The organism is Cellulomonas sp. P5_C6 (assembly GCF_054049635.1).
Genome location: NZ_JBFULZ010000094.1, coordinates 1 through 15,396, shown reverse-complemented (window position 1 = coordinate 15,396; position 15,396 = coordinate 1). Strand labels below are relative to the sequence as shown.

12 protein-coding genes are annotated in these 15,396 nt (G+C 71.4%); 6 read left to right on the top strand and 6 right to left on the bottom strand.

Features of this window, described 5'->3' with window-relative positions:
* Nucleotides 1–226 (bottom strand): TetR/AcrR family transcriptional regulator (locus ACXJKG_RS12195; RefSeq protein ID WP_456846025.1); only part of this gene is annotated, 226 nt, incomplete at its 3' end.
* A 103-nt stretch (nucleotides 227–329) separates the two neighbouring features.
* Between ACXJKG_RS12195 and ACXJKG_RS12190 the strand changes: the two genes are divergently transcribed.
* Complete coding sequence (locus tag ACXJKG_RS12190; protein WP_456846024.1) at nucleotides 330–1,346, top strand: ABC transporter permease; 1,017 nt, start codon at nucleotides 330–332, stop codon at nucleotides 1,344–1,346.
* A gap of 43 nt (nucleotides 1,347–1,389) precedes the next feature.
* Here the strand turns inward: ACXJKG_RS12190 and ACXJKG_RS12185 are convergent, their stop codons facing one another.
* On the bottom strand, nucleotides 1,390–2,718 hold the full coding sequence (locus tag ACXJKG_RS12185; protein ID WP_456846023.1) for a cryptochrome/photolyase family protein: 1,329 nt from the start codon (nucleotides 2,716–2,718) through the stop codon (nucleotides 1,390–1,392).
* Between the two features lie 74 nt (nucleotides 2,719–2,792).
* Between ACXJKG_RS12185 and ACXJKG_RS12180 the strand changes: the two genes are divergently transcribed.
* From ACXJKG_RS12180 to ilvD, 3 genes are all read left to right on the top strand, one after another.
* The gene (locus ACXJKG_RS12180) at nucleotides 2,793–4,331 is read left to right on the top strand and encodes a peptide MFS transporter (protein ID WP_456846022.1); all 1,539 of its coding nucleotides are present in this window, start codon (nucleotides 2,793–2,795) and stop codon (nucleotides 4,329–4,331) included.
* A 39-nt stretch (nucleotides 4,332–4,370) separates the two neighbouring features.
* Nucleotides 4,371–5,033: a VOC family protein gene (locus ACXJKG_RS12175; RefSeq protein WP_456846021.1), complete on the top strand. Its 663-nt coding sequence runs from the start codon at nucleotides 4,371–4,373 to the stop codon at nucleotides 5,031–5,033.
* Between the two features lie 73 nt (nucleotides 5,034–5,106).
* Nucleotides 5,107–6,837: a dihydroxy-acid dehydratase gene (gene ilvD, locus ACXJKG_RS12170; protein ID WP_456846020.1), complete on the top strand. Its 1,731-nt coding sequence runs from the start codon at nucleotides 5,107–5,109 to the stop codon at nucleotides 6,835–6,837.
* Nucleotides 6,838–6,906: 69 nt separating this feature from the next.
* Here ilvD and ACXJKG_RS12165 read toward each other — a convergent pair whose 3' ends face one another.
* The 4 genes from ACXJKG_RS12165 to ACXJKG_RS12150 form a co-directional block, all read right to left on the bottom strand.
* The gene (locus ACXJKG_RS12165; protein ID WP_456846019.1) at nucleotides 6,907–7,815 is read right to left on the bottom strand and encodes a carbohydrate ABC transporter permease; all 909 of its coding nucleotides are present in this window, start codon (nucleotides 7,813–7,815) and stop codon (nucleotides 6,907–6,909) included.
* Nucleotides 7,815–8,750, bottom strand: a complete 936-nt coding sequence (locus ACXJKG_RS12160; protein WP_456846018.1) for a carbohydrate ABC transporter permease — start codon at nucleotides 8,748–8,750, stop codon at nucleotides 7,815–7,817. The genes ACXJKG_RS12165 and ACXJKG_RS12160 overlap by 1 nt, the downstream gene beginning before the upstream one ends.
* Before the next feature lie 2 nt (nucleotides 8,751–8,752).
* On the bottom strand, nucleotides 8,753–9,940 hold the full coding sequence (locus ACXJKG_RS12155; protein ID WP_456846017.1) for an ABC transporter substrate-binding protein: 1,188 nt from the start codon (nucleotides 9,938–9,940) through the stop codon (nucleotides 8,753–8,755).
* A gap of 131 nt (nucleotides 9,941–10,071) precedes the next feature.
* Nucleotides 10,072–12,249, bottom strand: a complete 2,178-nt coding sequence (locus ACXJKG_RS12150; RefSeq protein WP_456846016.1) for an alpha-galactosidase — start codon at nucleotides 12,247–12,249, stop codon at nucleotides 10,072–10,074.
* Between the two features lie 112 nt (nucleotides 12,250–12,361).
* Between ACXJKG_RS12150 and ACXJKG_RS12145 the strand changes: the two genes are divergently transcribed.
* Together ACXJKG_RS12145 and ACXJKG_RS12140 are read left to right on the top strand one after the other, a co-directional pair.
* Nucleotides 12,362–13,531, top strand: coding sequence for an ROK family protein (locus tag ACXJKG_RS12145; RefSeq protein WP_456846015.1), 1,170 nt, complete (start codon nucleotides 12,362–12,364; stop codon nucleotides 13,529–13,531).
* Nucleotides 13,528–15,216: a glycoside hydrolase family 13 protein gene (locus ACXJKG_RS12140; protein WP_456846014.1), complete on the top strand. Its 1,689-nt coding sequence runs from the start codon at nucleotides 13,528–13,530 to the stop codon at nucleotides 15,214–15,216. Before ACXJKG_RS12145 ends, ACXJKG_RS12140 begins: the two co-directional genes overlap by 4 nt.
* Nucleotides 15,217–15,396 lie beyond the last annotated feature (180 nt).

The following is a 15,396-nucleotide window of genomic DNA, read 5'->3' as shown; positions in this document are numbered from 1 at the left end:
GCTCGATGTCGCGGACGCGCACGCCAATGACCCGGGAGGCCACGTCGACGACGATCGCGCTCTTGCTGGGGTAGTGGCCGTAGATCGCACCGGCCGAGAGCCCCGACTCCGCGATGATCTCGGCCATCGACGTGGCCTGGAACCCCTTGCGCCGGAAGGCGCGCAGGGCGGCGTCGGCGATCTCGTCACGGCGGGCGACGCGGTACTCCTCGGTGACCTTGGGCACACCGCACTATAAAAACGAATGATCGTTCTTGACAACTCCGGCGCGCCGGGTCGAGGATTCCTCTAGAAGAACGAACGTTCGCTTTAACTCGAGAGGATCTGTCATGCACACGCAGCCGCACACCCCGTGGCGTCGCCTCCTCGGCCTCGGTGCCGGTCTGGCCGCCGTCCTGACCCTCCTGGCCCTCGCCTTCCTCTGGCCGGCCATCACCTCCGAGCCGCGGGACCTGCCCGTCGCCGTCGCGGGACCCGCGGCCGCCGTCACGCCGGTCGCGCAGGCGCTCGATGCCCGCGCCCCGGGCGCCTTCGACGTGGTCGCCGCGCAGGACCGCGCCGCCGCCGTGACGCTCATCGAGAGCCGCGACGTGTACGGCGCGGTCGTGCTGGGCGCGCAGCCCGAGATCCTCACCGCCTCGGGCGCCAGCCCGCTGGTCGCCCAGCAGCTGGCGCAGCTCGCGCCGGTGCTGCAGGAGCAGACCGGCGCGCCCGTCCCCGTCACCGACGTCGTCCCGCTGTCCGCCGGCGACCCCCGCGGCGCGATCCTCGGCGCGATCACGTTCCCCCTGGTCATCGGCGGGATGATCGGCGGCGTCGCGATCTCGCTCCTCGTGGTCGGCGTCTGGCGCCGGGTCAMCGCGGTCGCGGCGTACTCGGCCCTGGGCGGCCTCGCGGTCGCGGGCGTCCTGCAGGGCTGGGTCGGGGCGCTGCAGGGCTCCTACCTGGTCAACGCGGGCATCGTCGGGCTGGCCATCCTCGCGATCGCCGGCGTGATCGTCGGCTTCGTGTCGGTGGTCGGCCGGGCCGGGATCGCGATCGGGCCGGTGCTGTTCCTGCTGCTGGCCAACCCCATCGCCTCCGCTGCCCAGCCGTGGCAGATGCTGCCGGCGCCGTGGGGCGCGATCGGCCAGTGGATGCCGCCAGGCGCCGCCGCCGCGCTGCTGCGCGACGAGTCGTACTTCCCGGAGGCCGGCACCGCGCAGCTCTGGGTCGCGCTGGTGTCCTGGGCGCTGCTCGGCCTGGTGCTCGCGACGGTCGGCCACTTCAAGAACACCGGTGCCGCGACGTCGGCGGCCCTGGAGGAGGCGTCGGAGGACGTGATCCCGGAGCTGGTCTCCGCCTGAGGTCAGGTGGCCCTGGTGCTGGCACCGGGGCCACCGCCGGCGGTCAGCCGCGCCCGCGGTGGAAGTCGTCGAGGGCGACCTTGCGTTCCGCCGCGTGGTCCACGATCGGCGCCGGGTAGTCCTCGGGAGCCTCGAGCCCGAGCCGCCACGGCCGGTGCACGGCGCGCCCGGGGATGCCACGCAGCTCGGGCACCCACTCGCGGACGTACGCGCCGTCGGGGTCGAACTTCTCGCCCTGCGTGACCGGGTTGAAGACCCGGAAGTACGGCGCGGCGTCGCGGCCCGTGCCGGCCACCCACTGCCAGTTGAGCTGGTTCTGCGGGACGTCCCCGTCCACCAGCCACTCCAGGAAGTGCGCCGCGCCGCGCTGCCAGCGCACGTGCAGGTCCTTGACCAGGAAGGACGCGACCACCATGCGCACCCGGTTGTGCATCCAGCCCAGCGCGCGCAGCTGCCGCATGCCGGCGTCGACGAACGGGTAGCCGGTGCGCCCCGCCGCCCACGCCGTGAACGCGGCATCGCCGTCGTCCCACGAGTCCTCCGGCACCACGGCCCGCAGCGACCGGTGCGCCGCGCCGGGGTGGTGCCACAGGACGTCCGCGTGGAACTCGCGCCAGGCCAGCTCCGAGCGGAACGTCGCCACGTCGAACGGTGCCTGCGCGAGGTCGGCCAGCAGGGTCCGCGGGTGCAGCTCGCCGAACTTGAGCGGGATCGACAGCATCGACGTGGCGTCGAGGTCGGGCCGGTCGCGCACGGCCGGGTACTCGGACAGCTCGTCCTGCACGTAGGCCGTCCACCGGGCGCGCGCCGCGCGTTCCCCGGCGGCGGGCAGCCGGACCTCGGTCGGCGGCGAGTCGGGCAGGCCGTCGGACGGGACGTGGGCCCACCGGGCGACGCGCGGTCGGGGTGCCGGCGCCGACCAGCCGTGATCGAGCCAGGCACCGCGGAACGGGGTGAACACCTGGAACGGCGTCCCCGCCTGCGTGCTCAGGAGCCCGGGTCCGACGGCGTACGGCGAGCCCGTGCGGACCAGCGGCACGTCGAGCGCGTGCTCGACGGCGTCGTCGCGGCGCCGGCCGTACGGCTCKGTCGCGGCGGTGACGTGCACGGCCGGCGCGCCCACCTCGCGGACCAGCGCGGGCAGCACCTCGGCCGGGGTCCCGCGGCGCACGACGAGCCGCCCGCCGAGCGACTCGTCCAGCGCCCGCAGGCTGCGCGCGAGGTACGCGAGGCGGGGTGCGCCGGACGAGCGCCACAGCGCTGGGTCGACGACGAAGAGCGGGAGGACCTCGTCCGCGTGCTCCGCCGCGGCGACCAGCGCGGGGTTGTCCGCCAGGCGCAGGTCGCGGCGGAACCAGTGGATCGTGGGCACCCGGCGACCGTAGCCGGGGGAGCGCCGAGCCGCCCGCGGTGGTGCAACGGCCGGGGCGAGGCCACGATGGGCGGGTGAGCGGCGCGCAGGCGGGGGGCTCCGGAGGCGTGACGCCGACGTCGCGCAAGGCCGACACGCTGCCACGCGACCGGGCGTTCTTCGGTCAGCCGCTCGGCCTGTTCACCCTGTTCGGCACCGAGCTGTGGGAGCGGTTCAGCTACTACGGGATGCGCGCCATCCTGCTGTACTACCTGACCGACACGGTCGCCAAGGGCGGCCTCGGGATCGAGAAGACGTCGGGCGAGGCGCTCGTCGCGATCTACGGCTCCTCGGTCTACCTGCTCTCGGTCCTCGGCGGCTGGTTGGCCGACCGGGTCATCGGCGCCCGACGCTCGGTGCTCTACGGCGGCATCATCATCGCCGCCGGGCACGTCTTCCTCACGGTGCCGCAGGCCCTGTTCTCGTACATCGGCATCGTCCTGGTCGCGCTGGGCACCGGCCTGCTCAAGCCCAACGTGTCGAGCATGGTGGGGGAGCTCTACGACCGCGACGACCCCCGTCGCGACTCCGGCTTCTCGATCTTCTACATGGGCATCAACATCGGCTCGCTGGCCGCGCCGTTCCTCGTCGGCGCGGCGACCACCGCCGGCGGGTACCACGCGGGCTTCGCGGTCGCCGCGGTCGGCATGGCGATCGCGCTGGTGTTCTTCGTGGCCGGGCGCAAGTACCTGGGCGGTGCCGGGGACGTCCCGCCCAACCCGCTCACGCCGCAGGACCGCCCGGCCGTCGTGCGGCTGTTCGCGTTCGTGCTGGTGGGCGTCGCGCTCGCCGTCGTCGCGGGGACGCTGGCCGAGGGTGGGTTCGGGCTGGCGGCGTTCATCGACGCGGTCTCCTACCTCGCGTTCGCGGCGCCCGTCGCGACCTTCGTCGTCATGTTCCGCTCGCCCAAGGTGAGCTCGCACGAGCGCAGCCGCCTGCGCGCCTACATCCCGCTGTTCGTCGCGGCGATGATCTTCTGGATGATCTTCGAGCAGGCGGCGAGCACGCTGGCGTCGTACGCCAAGGACAACACCGACCTGGTGATCTTCGGCGTGACCATCTCGCCCGTGTTCTTCCAGTCGATCAACCCCGCCGCGATCATCCTGCTCGCGCCCGTGTTCGCGTGGCTCTGGATCAAGCTCGACGACCGCCCGCCGACCGCCGTGAAGTTCGGCCTGGGCCTGACCTTCGCCGCCCTGAGCTTCGTGTTCCTGGCCGGTGCCTCGTGGCTCGCGGACGGCGGGAAGACCTCGTCGTGGGTGCTGGTCATCGTCTACGTCATCCAGACGATCGGTGAGCTGTGCCTGTCGCCCGTGGGCCTGGCGGCGACGACGCTGCTGGCGCCGCGGGCGTTCCGTGGCCAGGCCATGGCCCTGTGGTTCCTGGCCCCCTCGGCGGGCAACGCGATCGCTGCGCAGGTCATCCAGGGCACGCCCGACGTGAGCCCCGCCGCGTACTTCGGCACGATCGGGCTCATCGCGCTCGCCTTCGCCGGCGGCATGTTCGCGCTCGCACCGTGGGTCACGCGGCACATCCGGGCCGGCGAGGAGTCGGAGGCCGAGGTCTCGGCGTGAGCCCGGCGCGTGTGGGTGTCCGGTGGCAGGGTGGTCGGCATGGCTGACACCACCGTCCTGCAACACTCCGCCGTCACCGACGCCGTCGAACCCCGGCACTGGCGCGTGCTCCTGCGCACCCTCCGCGCCACGTTCAGGGCTCCCGACTTCGCCACCGCGGCCGCGTTCGTCGCCCGCATCGCGGCCGCCGCCGACGAGGCGAACCACCACCCCGACGTGGTCCTGCGCTGGGGGCAGGTCACGGTCACCACGACCAGCCACGACGCCGGCGGCCTCACGCAGCGCGACGTGGACCTCGCGGCCACCGTGACGGCGATCGCCGACGAGCTGGGCCTGACGGGAGACGTGCCGCGCAGCGAGACCCTCGAGCTCGCCATCGACGCCCTGGACATCCCCGCTGTCCAGCCGTTCTGGGCGGCCGTGATGGGCTACGAGGTGAGCGGCGACGACGAGGTGACCGACCCGGCCGGGATCGGTCCCGCCATCTGGTTCCAGCAGATGGACCAACCGCGGCCGCAGCGCAACCGCATCCACTTCGACATCACCGTGCCGCACGACCAGGCCGCGGGACGCATCGCCGCAGCGGTCGCCGCGGGAGGCCACGTGGTCAGCGACGACCAGGCCCCGGCGTTCACGGTCCTGGCCGACGCCGAGGGCAACGAGGTGTGCGTGTGCACCTGGCAGGGCCGGTCGTCGGCCTGAACACGCGCGGGGCTGTCGTCCGCAGGGTGACCCTCCCGTGGCGCCGCCGGGGCACGGTCATACACTCGCGAGCATGACCGTGACGTCGGACAACGCCCCCACCTCTGCTGCACCTTCCGTCGACATCAAGCCCCGCTCGCGCACCGTCACCGACGGTCTGGAGGCGACCGCCTCTCGCGGCATGCTCCGCGCGGTGGGCCTCGGTGACGACGACTTCGCGAAGCCCCAGATCGGCGTCGCCAGCTCCTGGAACGAGATCACGCCCTGCAACCTCTCGCTGCAGCGACTGGCCCAGGCGGCCAAGGCGGGCGTGCACGCGGCGGGCGGCTACCCGCTCGAGTTCGGCACCATCTCGGTCTCCGACGGCATCTCGATGGGCCACGAGGGCATGCACTTCTCGCTGGTCAGCCGCGACATCATCGCCGACTCGGTGGAGACCGTCATGCAGGCCGAGCGGCTCGACGGGTCGGTGCTGCTGGCCGGCTGCGACAAGTCCCTGCCGGGCATGCTCATGGCCGCGGCCCGCCTCGACCTGGCGAGCGTGTTCCTGTACGCCGGGTCGATCGCGCCGGGCTGGGTCAAGCTCGAGGACGGCACCGAGAAGGACGTCACGATCATCGACGCGTTCGAGGCCGTCGGTGCGTGCGCCCGTGGGCTCATGAGCCGCGAGGACGTCGACCGCATCGAGCGCGCGATCTGTCCGGGCGAGGGCGCGTGCGGCGGCATGTACACCGCCAACACGATGGCGTCGGTGGCCGAGGCGATCGGCATGTCGATCCCCGGCTCCGCGGCCCCGCCCTCGGCCGACCGCCGCCGCGACGCCTTCGCGAAGAAGTCGGGCGAGGCCGTCGTCGAGCTGCTGCGCCAGGGCATCACGGCGCGCCAGATCATGACCAAGGAGGCGTTCGAGAACGCCATCGCCGTCGTCATGGCGTTCGGCGGCTCGACCAACGCGGTCCTGCACCTGCTCGCCATCGCGCACGAGGCCGAGGTCGACCTCACGCTCGCCGACTTCTCCCGCGTGGCCGCCAAGGTCCCGCACCTGGGCGACCTCAAGCCGTTCGGCCGCTACGTCATGAACGACATCGACCGCATCGGCGGCGTGCCGGTCGTGATGAAGGCGCTGCTCGACGCGGGCCTGCTGCACGGCGACTGCCTGACCGTGACCGGTAAGACCGTCGCGGAGAACCTGGCGGACGTGAACCCGCCGGACCCCGACGGCAAGATCCTGCGCGCGCTGGACAACCCGATCCACAAGACCGGCGGCATCACGATCCTGCACGGCTCGCTGGCGCCCGACGGCGCCGTGGTGAAGTCGGCCGGCTTCGACTCCGACGTCTTCGAGGGCACCGCCCGCGTGTTCGAGCGCGAGCGCGCCGCCATGGACGCGCTGGAGAACGGCACGATCGTCGCCGGCGACGTCGTCGTCATCCGTTACGAAGGCCCCAAGGGCGGCCCGGGCATGCGCGAGATGCTCGCCATCACGGGCGCGATCAAGGGCGCCGGGCTGGGCAAGGACGTCCTCCTGCTCACCGACGGCCGCTTCTCGGGCGGCACCACCGGCCTGTGCGTCGGCCACGTCGCCCCCGAGGCCGTCGACGGCGGACCCATCGCGTTCATCAAGGACGGCGACCGGATCCGGCTCGACGTCGCGAACGAGACCCTCGACGTGCTGGTCCCGGAGGACGAGCTCGAGGCCCGCAAGGTCGGCTGGGCGCCGCTGCCCCCCACCTACACGCGCGGGGTGCTGGCCAAGTACGCGAAGCTCGTGCAGTCGGCGTCGAAGGGCGCCGTGCTGATCTGAGCGCACGACGACGGGCCCGCTCCGGAAGGGGGAGCGGGCCCGTCGTCGCGCGGGCGTCGAGAGTCGTGCCTACTTGATCGACCCCCGCGTGACCCCGGAGATGACCCAGCGCTGGCTGAAGACGTAGACGACCAGCAGCGGCGCCATGGCCATGAGGTAGGACGCGAACGCCACCGTGTAGTCGGTGTTGAACTGGCCCTGGAAGACGTACTGCGCGAGGGGCAGGGTTCGGGCCCCGGGGTCGGTGAGCACCACGAGCGGCATGATGAAGTCGTTCCACGCCCACACGCAGGTGAGGATGCCGACCGTCGCGTTCATCGGGGTGAGCAGCGGGAAGATGATCTGCCGGAACACCCGCCACGTCGATGCGCCGTCGACCCGCGCCGCCTCCTCGAGCTCGATGGGGATCGAGCGGATGTAGGCGGTGTAGATGAAGATGTTCAGCGACAGCCCGTAGATCGTGTACAGCAGGATCATCCCGGCCTGGTTGTCCAGCCCCAGGAGCGCGGTCTGCTTCACCAGCGGCAGCATGATGATCGGGAACGGGATGAACAGGGCCGCGAGCAGGTAGAAGAACACGCCCTTGAAGAACGGTCGGTGGATGTTCCGCGCGATGGCGTAGGCCACGACCGAGCTGGTCAGCAACGTGAGGACGACCGACCCGACGGTGATCAGCGCCGTGTTCAGGAGCGCCTGCGGGAAGTTGGTCCGGGTCCACGCCTCGCTGAAGTTCGCCCACCGGATCGGGCTCGGCAGCTCGAGGCCGGTGCCGGCGGCGAGCTGCTCGGGAGTCTTGAGGGCGACGACGACGGCGAGGTAGAGCGGGACGAGGATCGTCAGCGAGCACACCGCGATCAGTGCGGTCACCCACCAGTTGATCTTGCGGGTGTCGTCGTCGGCGACATTCTTCGTGCGCCGTCGCCGGGGCTCGGGAAGGACGGCCTCGGCCTGGCCGAGCGCGGTACCTGCGGTGGTCATCAGAAGTCCGCCTCTCTGCGCTGAAGGACCTTGAACTGGAACAGCGACACGACGGTGATGACGATGAAGAAGATCACCGCGTTCGCGGACTGGTAGGCGAACTCCCCGCCGGAGAACCCGCCGCGGAAGATGAGCAGGGTGACGGACTCGGTCGCCGTGCCCGGCCCGCCGTTGGTCAGGGCGACGATCTGGTCGAAGACCTGCAGGAAGCCCTTGAGGCTCAGCACGATGTTGATCGTGAAGAACGCGCTGATCAGCGGGAACGTGATCGACGAGAACTGCCTCCATGGCTTGGCGCCGTCCAGGGACGCGGCCTCGTAGAGCTCGCGCGGGATGGTCTGCAGCCCGGAGAGGTAGATGATGATCGTGAAGGCGCAGGCCTGCCAGACGGCGAGCGCGACGATCGCGGTCCACGCCCAGGTCTCGTTGGTGAGGATGTTGTCGGCGAAGAGCGGGATGCTCGCCAGGATCTTGGGCAGCGAGCTCGAGAAGAAGAACTGGAAGACGTAGCCGATGACCAGGGCCGCCAGGACGTAGGGCACGAAGTACACGCCGCGGAAGAGGTTGCGCGCCATGATCTTGGTGTTGAGACCCATCGCGATGGCCAGCGAGATCGCGTTCGTCAGCAGCGTCGCGACGATCGCGAACAGGAACGAGAACCCGTAGGCGGCCAGGACGCGGTCGTCCTTGAACAGGTTGGCGTAGTTGGACAGGCCGACGAAGTTCCAGTCGCCGTAGCCGGGGTAGTTGGTCAGGCTGAAGAAGATCCCGACCAGCACAGGGATGGTGTGGAACGCGAAGAACGCGATGACGGCCGGCCAGACCATCCAGTAGAACGTGGACTGCGCACGGCCGACCTTGACCTTCCGCAGGGTGGGCGTGTCGGAGCGGTCGGCGCCTGGTGCCGCGGACCGGACTTGCGTGGAGGACGTCATCGTCAGTCTCCCGTCACGGGGATGGTGCGAGCGGCGACCTTGCTCCACTCGCTGTCGAGGGTGGCGAGCGCGGCGTCCGCGTCGCCGCTGAAGAGGAACTGCTGGTCGATCGCGGCGAGCGGGATGCTGGGCGGGATCTGGTGGTCGATGAAGCCCGCGATGCGTCCGGCGTCGAAGTACGGCTTGACCGACTGGAGGGCGGGGTCGTCGCTGAGCTGGGCGCCCTTGACCGACGGGACCATGTTCTGCGAGGCGGCGAACTTCTCGATGACGTCCTTCTGGAACAGGTAGTTGATGAACCGGAGCGCCTCCGCCTGGTGCGGCGAGTCCTTCGGCATCGTCACCGCGACGTCGACGCCGGAAACGAGCATCCGGTCGTCGGGGTTGTCGGTCGCCGGGTACGGGAAGATCCCCGCCTTGATGTCCGGGTTGATCCCCTTGATCGGGCTGATCGCCCAGATGCCCTGGAGGAGCATGGCGGCCTCGCCGTGGGCGAACGCCGCGTTGCCGTCGTCGTAGGTCTTCCCGCGGTAGCCGTCCTGCATGTAGCTGAACAGCTGGGCCTGGTGCTCCATCGCCTCGGGGAAGTTCTTCTGGAACGACACCTCGGAGTCGGGACCGGTGTCCTCGCCCTGGGCGCGCATCTTGTCGAAGAAGCCGTCCTGCGCCGGGTAGGCCCCGAGCGCGTTGAACGAGGGCAGCCCGGTCCAGGAGTCGGCGAGGGTCCCGTAGAACGGCGTGATGCCCGCGGCCTTGAGCTTGTCGCACACGGCGATCAGCTCGTCCCACGTCTCGGGGACCTCCAGGCCTTGCTGCGCGAAGATCTCCTGGTTGTAGATGATCCCGTTGGCGTTGTTGACGTAGCCGAGACCGTTGACCTCGTCGCCCTTGGTGCCGAGGTCCTTGAGGATCTGCTGGACCGCCGGGTTGATCGTGTCGAGCACGGGCTCGTTCGAGAAGTCGTAGAACACGCCGGCCTGCGCGAGGCGGCCGAAGCCGCCGTTGGCGTTCAGCGTGATGACGTCCGGTGCCTTGTCCTTGACCAGGAGCGTCCGGATGACCGTGTCGGCGTCGGCGACCTGGTTCTGCACGACGCGGATGTCGGGGTTCTCCGCCTCGAAGTCGGCGATGATCTGGTTGAAGTCCTCGAGCGCCTCACCCTTGAACTGGAAGAAGTTCAGGGTGGTCACGCCGTCGGACGGTTGGTTCGCGCAGCCGCTTGCGACGGCCAGCAGGGCGACCGCTGCGGCCGCTGCTGCCATGCGAACGCGTCGCGGGTTTCGGTGTCTCATCGTGTGCCTCCTTGCACATCTCGTGGTGCTCAGTTCTGAGCGACCAGCTCGATGACGGTGGATCTCTGGGGGTACTGGACGGGGGGTCGCAGGCCGACGGCGTCGAGCTCACGACCCGTCAGGGTGGTGTCGTAGGTCTGCCACGGGAGCTCGGACTGAGCGGCGGCGCTGGTCGGGCGGCCGACGACGCGGAGCCGGTAGTGCCGGGCAGGGTCGAGCCCGGGGATCCGGACGCGTCCCGGCGGGTAGGCGGCCGTCGTGTCGGTCTGCGTGAGCGTGAACACGGCCCAGGTGCCGTCCGGCGAGACGACGCCGCGCACGTCGATGCCCGGCTCGGTGTCGTCGACGTCCACGGTGCGGCCGGTGGCGACCAGCGGGCGGATGCGCTTGGCGTACCCGACCCATGCCGCGATGCGCCCGCGGGTCTGCTCGTCGGTCCCGGTCAGGTCCCACTCGATCCCGAAGTGGCCGAACAGCGCGACCGCGGCGCTGAAGTCGAGGTCCACGGTCCGGCCGGTCGAGTGCACGACGGGGCTGGTCAGGTGCATGCCCATCATCTCGGGGGGCACCACGAGCGCCGTGTACCGCTGGTTGACCAGGCGCTCGAGCGGGTCGAGGGTGTCGCTGGTCCAGATACGGTCCGTGCGCGCCAGGATGCCGAGGTCGACCCGGGCACCACCGGAGGCGCAGCTCTCGATCTCCAGACCGGGGTGCGCCGCCTTGAGCTCGTCGAGCAGCCGGTAGAGGGCCAGCGTGTGCTCGCGGACCCGCGCGACACCCTCCGGGCCGCTACCGGCGTCGAGCAGGTCGCGGTTGTGGTCCCACTTCAGGTACGCGATCGGGTACTCGTCGAGCAGCGCGTGCAGCCGGCCGGCCACGTAGGCGTAGGCGTCGTCGTGCGCGAGGTCGAGCACCTGCTGCTGCCGGGCCGCAGGCGGCAGCGACATCCGCCCCCGCAGGATCCAGTCCGGGTGCCGACGGGCGACCTCGCTGTCCGGGTTGACCATCTCCGGCTCGACCCAGAGCCCGAACTCCATCCCGCAGGCCAGCACGTGGTCCACCAGCGGGTGCAGCCCGTCGGGCCAGACCGCTGCGTCGACGTACCAGTCGCCCAGGCCCGACGTGTCGTCGCGCCGGCCGGCGAACCAGCCGTCGTCGAGCACGAACCGCTCGACGCCGACGGACGCGGCGGCATCCGCCAGCGCGGTCAGCCGCTCGAGCGAGTGGTCGAAGTAGACCGCCTCCCACGTGTTGAGGGTGATCGGCCGAGGCCGGCGAGGGTGGGCCGGGCGGCGACGCCACTCGTCGTGGAAGCGGTGCGCGAGCTCGCTCAGCCCGTCGCCCCAGGATCCGACGACCTCCGGCGACGTGAGCGACGCGCCGGGCGCGAGGACGACCTCCCCGGGCGCGAAGAGCTCACCTCCGGCGAGCATCGCCTCGCCGGAGACGGACCGCTCGGCGAGGAGACGGTGGTTGCCGCTCCACGCGACGTGCACGGCGTGGACGCGACMGCGTTCGAAKCCGAACCCGGGCCGCCCGGCGGCGAGCACCAGCGTGGCGTCCGCACCGGGCCGGCCCCGGCGGCTCTCGCGCAGGTAGGTCCCGTAGGCGAAGGGGTGCCGCTGCGGCGAGCGTTCGCGCAGGTGACGGCCCGTGGTGTCGAGGATCTCGGTGGCGTCCCACGGCACTGGGAACGCGAGGTGCAACGACTGGACCGTGTAGGGCGACTCGCCGGCGTTGCGCAGGGTGATGCGCTGGTGCAGGAGTCCGGCGGTACCGACCCGCAGCTCGAGCTGCGCGCTCAGTCGGGCCTCCCGGTCGACGAGCGACAGCCGGGCCCGGTGGTCGTTGGCCTGGATGTCGACCAGCTCCAGCCGGACGCTGAACGAGGCTCCGTCGCGGTGCCCCTCGAGCCCCGGGGTGCCCAGCCACCCGCCGGCCTGCGAGGCGACGAGCGTGGCCCGGGCCGGCTCGTCGAGACCCCCCGAGACGCGCTGGGGGCGCGCCGCGACAGCGAGGGAGCGCAGCGTCTGCTCGCTCGAGTCCGCCAGCTCCTCGCCCCAGTGCACGATCGCCGGGTGCGGCGCGGCGTCGACGTCGATCACGACGCTGGTTCCGCCCCGGTGCAGGTGCAGGACCCGACCCGGGGCGGGTGTGGTAGATGCGGCGCGCCGGTCGTCGGCGGTCACCTCGTCGTGGGAGAGCATGAGTTAGTTCTAACACGGAAGAAACAAGACTCACAAGTGGTCTGGATCGGGAGTTTGCGCGCGGAAGAGGCCGTGTTCGTGCCATGATGGAATCAATGAACGGGTCGAGCGCATGCTGAGCGACAGCGAGAGAGCCCTCGCACGCGCGGTGCTGATCCACGGGCCGATCTCGCGGAGCGAGCTGACGAGCCGTCTGGGTCTCTCGCCGCCGAGCCTCACGCGCCTGGCCAAGCCCTTCCTCGACCGCGGCCTGCTGGTCGAGCTCGACGACCGGTCCGACGGCTCGGTCGGCCGGCCCGTCCGACCGCTCGACGTCCGGCCGGGTCTGGCCCACTTCGCCGGGGTCAAGGTGACGGGGGAGTCCCTGCACGTCGTTGCGACCGACGTGCGCGCGGCGTTGCTCGCGTACGCGGAGCGCCCCCTCGGCAGCCACCACCCGCGTGACGTCGCCGCGGAGATCGCGCAGGCGGTCCGAGGGCTCGGCGTCGACCGGATCGCCGGCGTCGGGGTGTCGCTCGGCGGCGCCGTGCGGGACGGTCGCGTGGAGTTCGCCCCGTTCCTCGACTGGACGGACGTCCCCTTCGCCGAGCTGGTCGAGGCCGAGCTGGGTGTTCCGGCGTCGCTCGAGAACGACCTGGTCGCGCTCGCCGAGGCCGAGCGCTGGTTCGGGCTGGGCCGCGGCATCCCCGGGTTCGTCGTCATCACCATCGGCGCCGGCATCGGGTACGCGCTCGTCGTGAACGGCCAGGTCGTGCACTCGCGCGAGGCGGGCGTCGGCCTGGGCGGGCACATCCCGCTGAGCGCGACCGGGCCCGTCTGCCACGCGGGCCACCGCGGGTGCGCGGAGGCCATGCTGACCTCGGGGTCCATCGCGGCGCAGGTGTCGGCCGCCCTGCAGCGACCTGTCGACCACGACGACGTGCTGCGCCTCGCCCGCGAGGGCGACCCGGCGGCGGCCGCGGTGGTCGACGAGGCCGCGGCTTCCCTCGGGCGGCTCGTCGCCATGGCGGCCAACCTGACCCTGCAGCCTGCGGCCGTGCTCGCCGGCGAGGGCATCGGGCTCTTCGCCGTCGCCGAGGATCGGGTGCGGGCGGCCGTCGCGGCCGACCGTGATCCGCGGGCGGAGCCCGTCCGGCTCTACGTCGACGAGTCCGGCTTCTCCGCGTGGGCCCGGGGAGCCGCGACGGTCGCGATCCAGGACGCCGTCGACCGTATCGACCTCGACCAGGTGGAGCAGGAGCTGCTCCCCGCACCCACTCCCTCGAGAGGATCGGTCGCATGACGTGGACGACGCAGGACGCTCCCTGGTGGACCCGAGCCGTCGTGTACCAGGTGTACCCGCGCTCGTTCGCGGACTCGGACGGGGACGGCATCGGCGACCTGCGGGGCATCCTCGGGCGGCTCGACCACCTGTCCGAGCTCGGTGTCGACGTGGTCTGGCTTTCGCCCATCTACGCGTCGCCGCAGGACGACAACGGCTACGACATCAGCGACTACCAGTCCGTCGACCCGATGTTCGGCACGCTGGACGACCTCGACCGGCTGGTCACGGAGCTGCACGCGCGCGGCATGAAGCTCGTCATGGACCTGGTCGTCAACCACACCTCCGACGAGCACGCGTGGTTCGTCGAGTCGCGCGACCCCGCGAGCCCGAAGCGGGACTGGTACTGGTGGCGGCCGCCGCGCGACGGCATGTCCGCGGGTGCCCCGGGCGCCGAGCCGACCAACTGGGGGTCGTTCTTCTCGGGCTCCGCGTGGGAGCTCGACGAGGCCTCCGGCGAGTACTTCCTGCACCTCTTCAGTCGCAAGCAGCCGGACCTCAACTGGGAGAACCCGCAGGTCAGGGACGCCGTCTACGCGATGATGCGCTGGTGGCTGGACCGCGGGGTCGACGGCTTCCGGATGGACGTCATCAACCTCATCTCGAAGGACACGGCCCTGCCCGACGGCGTGGTGACCGGCGGGCTGCTCGCCGACGGCTCCGCGTCCTACGTCTGCGGACCGCGCATCCACGAGTTCCTGGCCGAGATGCACAAGGCGGTGTTCGCCGACCGCCCGGACCGCCTGCTGACGGTCGGGGAGATGCCCGGCGTGACGGTCGAGCAGGCGCGCGCCTTCACCGACCCGTCCCGGGAGGAGGTCGACATGGTCTTCCAGTTCGAGCACGTCGGCCTCGACCACGGGCCGGGCGGCAAGTTCGACGTCCGCCCGCTGCGGCTGCTCGACCTCAAGGCGTCCTTCGGCCGCTGGCAGACCGGGCTCGCGGACGTCGGCTGGAACTCCCTCTACTGGGACAACCACGACCAGCCGCGGGTGGTCTCGCGCTTCGGGGACGACGGCGCGTTCCGACGAGAGTCCGCGACCATGCTTGCCACGGTCCTGCACCTGCACCGGGGGACGCCGTACGTCTACCAGGGCGAGGAGCTCGGCATGACGAACGCGCACTTCACGCGGTTCGACCAGTACCGGGACATCGAGACCCTCAACCACGTCGCGACGGCCCGGACCGTGGGGCACAGCAACGACGAGCAGCTGCTGGCGGGGATCGCCGCGATGGGCCGCGACAACGCCCGGACCCCGATGCAGTGGGACGGTACGCCGCACGCCGGCTTCACGACGGGCACGCCGTGGATCGACGTGAACGCGAACTACCCGTCGCTCAACGCGGAGACCGAGCGGGCCGACCCGGACTCGGTCTTCCACTACTACCGCGCGCTCATCGCCCTGCGGCACGACGACCCCGTGGTGGCGCTGGGCGACTTCACCATGCTGCTGCCCGACCACGAGCACGTGTACGCGTTCGCGCGCCGGCTCGGCGACACGACGCTCACCGTCGTCGGCAACTTCTCCGGGGTGGTCCAGGAGGTGCCGCTCGCGGCCGACGCGGGCGAGCTGGTGCTCGGCAACTACCCGCACCCGCTCGGGCCGACCCTGCGGCCCTGGGAGGCGCGGGTCTACCGGTCCTGACGCGGTGGGCCAGCCCCCGGGCGCACCGGTGGGCTGACGGGACAGACCCGGACGCGGCCGCTCCCTAGCGTCGAGGCATGACCCTGGCACCGGCTCGACCCCGGACGCGCAACCGCGTCGGCTGGACGTGGGTCGCGCTGTCGTCGCTGGCCGTCGCGGTCTACGCCGTCACGCCGTACC